At 59.4% G+C, this 6,307-nt stretch carries 7 protein-coding genes, 1 tRNA gene and 1 pseudogene; 6 read left to right on the top strand and 3 right to left on the bottom strand.

The window, feature by feature from the left end; translation table 11 throughout:
• Positions 1–167: 167 nt before the first annotated feature.
• A complete protein-coding gene (locus CCR95_RS20790) occupies positions 168–386 on the bottom strand; it encodes a hypothetical protein (protein WP_201098065.1) in 219 nt (72 codons plus the stop codon).
• A 240-nt stretch (positions 387–626) separates the two neighbouring features.
• On the opposite strand from CCR95_RS20790, the gene CCR95_RS26500 reads away from it, so the two are divergent.
• Both CCR95_RS26500 and CCR95_RS26495 read left to right on the top strand, forming a co-directional pair.
• Entirely contained in the window at positions 627–1,124 is a 498-nt protein-coding gene (locus CCR95_RS26500) for a hypothetical protein (RefSeq protein ID WP_420825681.1), read from the top strand.
• A 40-nt stretch (positions 1,125–1,164) separates the two neighbouring features.
• Positions 1,165–1,544 (top strand): annotated as a pseudogene (locus CCR95_RS26495) (IS1-like element ISBeg1 family transposase); the annotation flags it as partial.
• Positions 1,545–1,618: 74 nt separating this feature from the next.
• Here the strand turns inward: CCR95_RS26495 and CCR95_RS20780 are convergent.
• A tRNA-Pro gene (locus CCR95_RS20780) sits at positions 1,619–1,695 on the bottom strand.
• A gap of 15 nt (positions 1,696–1,710) precedes the next feature.
• On the bottom strand, positions 1,711–2,679 hold the full coding sequence (locus tag CCR95_RS20775) for a polyprenyl synthetase family protein (protein ID WP_201098063.1): 969 nt from the start codon (positions 2,677–2,679) through the stop codon (positions 1,711–1,713).
• Between the two features lie 308 nt (positions 2,680–2,987).
• Between CCR95_RS20775 and rplU the strand changes: the two genes are divergently transcribed.
• From rplU to proB, 4 genes are all read left to right on the top strand, one after another.
• Positions 2,988–3,302, top strand: coding sequence for a 50S ribosomal protein L21 (gene rplU / locus CCR95_RS20770; RefSeq protein ID WP_201098061.1), 315 nt, complete (start codon positions 2,988–2,990; stop codon positions 3,300–3,302).
• Between the two features lie 13 nt (positions 3,303–3,315).
• On the top strand, positions 3,316–3,573 hold the full coding sequence (gene rpmA, locus CCR95_RS20765; RefSeq protein WP_201098059.1) for a 50S ribosomal protein L27: 258 nt from the start codon (positions 3,316–3,318) through the stop codon (positions 3,571–3,573).
• A 111-nt stretch (positions 3,574–3,684) separates the two neighbouring features.
• Entirely contained in the window at positions 3,685–4,806 is a 1,122-nt protein-coding gene (cgtA, locus tag CCR95_RS20760) for an Obg family GTPase CgtA (protein ID WP_201098057.1), read from the top strand.
• Between the two features lie 18 nt (positions 4,807–4,824).
• Positions 4,825–5,949 (top strand): glutamate 5-kinase, encoded by a 1,125-nt coding sequence (gene proB, locus CCR95_RS20755; RefSeq protein WP_201098053.1) that lies wholly within the window; start codon positions 4,825–4,827, stop codon positions 5,947–5,949.
• Positions 5,950–6,307: the final 358 nt, after the last annotated feature.

The following is a 6,307-nucleotide window of genomic DNA, read 5'->3' as shown; positions in this document are numbered from 1 at the left end:
TTGGCAGTACACGCGGGTTGGGGACAGGACGGTTGGTGCATCGTTGGGGGCAGCGGCGGCAATGGATTGCCCCGGATTTTACCACTCAGGCCCCGTCGATGACGTGGAATAAATCAGCGTCTCCTTAGCGGGTTTCGCCCCCAAGAGCCGCCGCCCTTATCCAGAACTCACGTTAAGCAGGACTCGATCTCCAGCCATTGCTCTAACTGGGCCTGGTACTCACCCAGTTTCGGCACGGGTTGATGCTGTCGCTGGTCGACCGGATCCGTCAGCGCGGTCAGCGCTTTGCGAACCGCGGGACGAGAGCGCTGAAGCTCGCGGGCAATCGCGCGGATGCTCTCCCCGTCGACCAAATGACGCCGCCTGATGTCGGCAATGAATTCCATCCTGATCGCCACAGGTTGCTCCGGCCAAAAGGCCGGTCGGTTGCACCACTCCGGGGTGGCAAAAATTCAATGTTGATTTCCCCGGATCCCTGGGAAGTTTTCCATGTTGATTAACACACTGATTTGCACACTGGCCCAAGGGAGGGTGGTATCCCTCATTTTCCTTGATGATCTAGCGACCGATGAGGCGCTGGCGTACCCTTGCCTGGCAGATTTTGTGCATAAGCGAAGGGCGCGACGGTGGATTGGGAAACGCTCTACTGCCCCAACAAGCACTGTCGGTGCTACGGACTCCCGTTCCGACAGGGCCAACTGGTCAAGAACGGCAGCAGCCACGGTCAACCGCAGGCGCTGTGCAAAAGCTGCGGGGGCAGCGTGGCCTTGAGCGACGCCACGGCGTACTACGGATTGGAAAGCGAGCCCGCGATTTTCGAGGCGGCGGTCCGTGCCTTGGCGGAAGGAAATTCGATCCGGGCGACCGGGCGCATTTTCCAGGTGGACAAGGACACGGTTTGCGACTGGCTGACCCGAGCCGCCCTGCATTGCCGCTCGGTCGTCCTTCACCTCTGGAAAGGGCTGCATGTGGCCGAATGCCAACTGGACGAGCGATGGAGCTTTGTTCACACCAAGGAAGCCCACCTCCCCTATGCCAAGGTGCTTTGCGACCCAGGTGGTCAAGGTCCGCGCCAACGGGCATGTGACCGAGGTCAAAACCAGGGTGGTGTTCGGTTCACCTGAAAGGGTGGCGGCCTACCTTGCCGGTTCCCTGGCGAGCGGAACGATCAACACCAGCTTCGTGGAGCGCGATAACCTGACGCAACGTCAAAGCAACCGTCGCTTGGCGCGCAAGACCAACGGCTTCTCGAAGGACATCGCCTGGCTGGAAAAGCAACTCTGGCGATCGACGGCCTATTACCATCTCGTGCTGCCGCACCATCGCCTGCGCCAACCGTTGGCCAGCCCCAAGGCCACACGGGGAACGGGCTCTTCGAGGTACTGGAAACCGGTTACGCCAGCCATGGCCGCAGGCATCACCGACCATGTGTGGACAACGCCTGAGTTGCTTTCCTGCCGGGTGCCGCCCGACTTCCTTGACGGCCTGCAACATTCAAACCCTTGTTTGCCCTGCTGGACGAAGAAGTCCATCAAGGAAAATGAGGGACAACACCCAAGGGAGGTTACGGCAGGCATAAAAAAGCCGCTGTTAAGCGGCTGATTCAAATCGGGAATTTTGGTCGGGGTGACAGGATTCGAACCTGCGACTTCTGCCTCCCGAAGACAGCGCTCTACCAAGCTGAGCTACACCCCGAAAATGGGTCGTCGATTAATGCGTGCGACTGACTGCGAAATTGGCCATCATCGCGAGAGCCTCGGTTGCCGCGGAAGCGGGCAGGGCCTTGAGCGCATTCCTCGCACGCATCACGTACGTTTGTGCAAGCTGCGTAGTGTAGGCGATTGCATCGGTCGACGCAATTGCCTCGACCACGGCATCGATCTGTTCGCGTCCGCCATTTTCGATGGCGTTGCGCAGCATGGCTTTCTGCTCTGGAGTGCCGACCGCCATGGCGCGGATCACCGGCAGCGTGGGCTTGCCCTCGTCCAGGTCATCGCCAACATTTTTGCCCAGCTCCGCGTTATCGACGCTGTAATCGAGCGCGTCGTCAATGAGTTGGAAGGCGATCCCGAGGCTGAGTCCATAGTCGGCGGCGGCGTCCTCGATCGCTTTCGAGGAGCCCGCAAGCACGGCGCCGAGCCGAATTCCCGCCTCGAACAGAGTGGCGGTCTTGCGGGTGATGACCTCCATGTAGCGTGACTCGTCGGTGTCAGGATCCCGCGTGTTGAGCAGTTGCAGCACCTCGCCTTCGGCGATGCGATTGGTCGCGTGGGAAAGGATGTCCATGACGCGCATGATGCCCACGTCGACCATCATCTCGAAGGCCCGCGAGTAAAGGAAATCGCCGACCAGCACGCTGGCGTCATTGCCCCAGACCACGTTCGCGGTGTCGCGATTGCGGCGTAGCTCGGAACTGTCCACGACGTCGTCATGCAACAGCGTCGCGGTGTGAATGAATTCCACCACGGCGGCAAGGTCGATGTGGCGCTCTCCGCCGTAACCGCAGGCGCGCGCGGCGAGCAGCACGCAAAGCGGGCGCAGACGCTTGCCGCCGCTATTGACGATGTAGTGACCGATCTGGTTGATCAGGACAACGTCAGATTGAAGTCGGCGCAGGATCAAGGCGTCCACGGCCTTCGAGTCCTCGGCGACAGGGTGTCGAATCGTGGAGAGGTCCATGCGTGTCTGGAGGCTGTCGATGATGGCGGCGGATGCTAGAGGTGGCGCGGGTGGCTGTCAAGCCGCCCGGTCACGGTGGATGTCGGTTTCATGTTCATCGAGCGAAGGTTACGCCAATTCGACCGTCCGGGTCGACTGCTAACGTTGGCTTCCCGCCGGGAATCGCTAATCCACGCCTGCCGATAAGCCGTCGAGTCGATTCATTAAGATGGGCGATTGACGCGCCATCTTTCCTTGGCGTATGATTCCGCTTCTTTGTTCCGGCGCCGGGCGTCGACAATTCCGAATAGTCTTGGGGATTTTCAGACATGTACGCGGTCATTCAAACCGGCGGTAAACAATACCGAGTTTCCGAAGGTGATACGGTTAAAGTTGAAAAGCTTGTCGCCGAGGCAGGGACGAGTATCGACATCGATCACGTCCTGATGGTTGCCGATGGCGATGACGTCAAGGTCGGAAAGCCTTATCTCGACGGTTTTAAGGTGACCGCGACGGTCGAAAATCATGGTCGTGCAAAAAAGGTCAAGATCGTCAAATTTCGCCGTCGCAAACACTATCTGAAGCGTCAAGGGCATCGTCAATGGTTTACGGCGCTCAAAATAACCAGCATTAGCGCCGGTTGAGGAGAAAGCTCCGATGGCACATAAAAAAGCAGGCGGCAGTTCGCGCAACGGTCGCGATTCAGAATCCAAGCGCTTAGGCGTGAAGGTGTTCGGCGGTCAAAAAGTCACGGCGGGCAGCATCATCGTTCGCCAGCGCGGCACGCAATTTCACAATGGTGTGAACGTTGGCTGCGGCCGGGATCACACCCTGTTCGCGCTGAGCGACGGAATCGTCAAGTTTGTGGTGCAGGGACCAAAAAACCGCCGATTCGTCACGGTCGAGTACGGCTGATTACCCATTGATTCGGCGTTCGACTGACATTGGCAAAGGCGGTGAGCCTCGTCCCTGGGACGGGGCTTTTTCATTTAAGCGTTGTAGACACTACCGAGTCGGGTCAAGTTCATGAAGTTCGTCGACGAGGCATTCATACGGGTCGAGGCCGGCGATGGCGGTAACGGCTGCGTGAGCTTTCGCCGCGAGAAATACATCCCCTTCGGCGGCCCCAACGGCGGCGATGGCGGCGATGGCGGGAGCGTCTACCTGCTGGCCGACAACAACATCAACACCCTGGTGGACTTTCGCTATCAGCGTATCCAGCGCGCGGAGCGGGGTCAGAATGGCATGAGCAAGGACATGACCGGGCGTGGCGGCCAGGATCTCGTCGTTGCGGTGCCGGTCGGGACGCGGGTCTTCGAGCAGGAGACCGGCGAGCTGATCGGCGAATTGCTGGAGCCGGGTCAGCGCATGCTGGTCGCTCAGGGCGGTTTCCATGGCATCGGCAACGCGCGTTACAAATCCAGCACCAACCGCGCGCCGCGCCAGTCCAAGCCAGGCACGCCGGGCGAGCGCCGCGATCTCCATCTGGAACTCATCCTGTTGGCCGACGTGGGTTTGCTCGGGTTTCCGAATGCCGGCAAGTCGTCCCTGATCCGTCAGATCTCCAGCGCGCGCCCCAAGGTCGCCGACTACCCGTTCACGACGCTATATCCCAACCTCGGTGTGGTGCGGGTCGGGCAAAATCGCAGTTTCGTGGTCGCCGACATTCCCGGTGTGATCGAGGGCGCGGCCGAGGGCGCGGGTCTGGGGATTCAGTTCCTCAAACATCTCGCGCGCACCCGTCTGCTGCTGCATCTGGTGGACATCGCGCCACTGGGCGATCAGGAAGATCCTGTCGGACAGGTGCGCAAGATCGAGGCCGAGCTGGCCGCCTTCGCTGGCGAGTTGACGGATAAAGAACGCTGGCTGGTCTTAAACAAGACCGACCTGCTCGACGAGGATGAGTATCGGACATGCCAGGCGCAACTCCTGGCGGATCTCGGTTGGCAGGGGCCATGCTATGGGATCTCCGCCCTGACCGGTCAAGGAACAGTCGCACTCGTGCAGGATCTGATGCGCCGCCTCGAACAACTGAAGGTCGATCCCGATGCGACGCCCATCGCGCATCAGGATCCCGCGGATTCCAGCGTCTCTGAGTGGGACATGCCGGCCACACCCGATGAGGGCGAGTGGCATCCTCTCGATTGATTTCCGGTCCCTGTCTCCATGATTACCCGCGAAACCATTTCCAGCACCCGCCGCTGGGTCGTCAAGATCGGAAGTGCGCTCCTGACCCAGGATGGTCATGGTCTGGAGCGCGGCATGCTCGTGCCCTGGGTCGACCAGATGGCGGCGCGCCGCCGGGCTGGCAGCGAGGTCGTGCTGGTCTCCTCGGGTGCCGTGGCGGAAGGCATGGCCCGCATGGGTTGGCGACAACGCCCGAAGGCGTTGCACGAGCTTCAGGCCGCGGCCGCCGTCGGCCAGATGGGATTGATACGGGCCTATGAGGATTGTTTCCAGGTCCGCGGCCTCCATACCGCCCAGGTTCTTCTGACGCGCGACGATCTTGCCAATCGGGTGCGTTATCTCAATGCACGCAGCACCTTGCGTACCCTGCTCAAACTCGGCACGGTCCCGGTCATTAACGAAAACGATACGGTGGCAACCGACGAACTCCGTTTTGGCGACAATGACACGCTTGCCGCGCTCGTGGCCAACCTGATCGAGGCCGATCTGCTGATCCTGCTCACCGATCAGGATGGGCTCTTCGATCAGGATCCCCGTTTCCATCCCGATGCGCGCCTGATCGCCGAGACCTGGGTCGACGATCCGCTGCTTGACGAGGTCGCCGGAGGGAGCGTCACCGGACTTGGCACCGGCGGCATGGTGACCAAGGTCCGGGCGGCGCGGCTGGCAGCGCGTTCAGGGACGCCGACGGTCATCGCGCCTGGCCGCGGCACGGAGGTGCTGACCCGTATCGGCCGTGGCGACCTGGTTGGCACCCTGCTGATTCCTTTCCAGGGACCGCAGGCCGCGCGCAAACAGTGGCTCGCTGGACATTTGCAGTCGCGCGGGCAGCTCATTCTGGATGCCGGCGCGGTCAAGGCCCTGCGGGAAAAGGGAACCAGCCTGCTTGCTGTCGGGGTCAAGGCGGTACGGGGAAAATTCGATCGGGGCGAGGTCGTATCCTGTCTCGACGAGACCGGGAAGGAGATCGCGCGCGGCTTGGTCAATTATGATGCCGTGGACGCGGATCGTATCAAGGGGCAGTCGTCGCGACGCTTTGAATCCATCTTAGGTTATCTGGACGATGCCGAGTTGATCCATCGCGACAACCTAGTGGTTCTTTAGCCAGCAATTCCTGGCAAAAGCTTAGACACTGTCTAAAAACTAAGATATTAACTGATGTTACGCGGACGGGGTTGGACCTGGTAAGTACATCAATAGAATCGTTAATGGGCAATGAATGCGATAAAGATCAATTAAATATTTAATAATTGCTTATAAATCAATATCTTGCAATAATTAATTTTTTAATAAATCGAAATTAGCTTCTACAAATAATTCTATTGAAGTACTTAGTTCTACTTTGTCACTTTGCATTCAGGCATATTGACTATCCTGTTGCAGTCAGCTTGTAATGGCGTTCGATATCCTTGCGTCTTTGCTCATGCCTGACCCGCATTTGCTCGATTCTTTTTTCGACTGC

The organism is Thiocystis minor (assembly GCF_016653465.1).
Taxonomy (GTDB): Bacteria; Pseudomonadota; Gammaproteobacteria; order Chromatiales; family Chromatiaceae; genus Chromatium; species Chromatium minus.
This window is presented reverse-complemented; position numbering and strand designations above follow the sequence as displayed.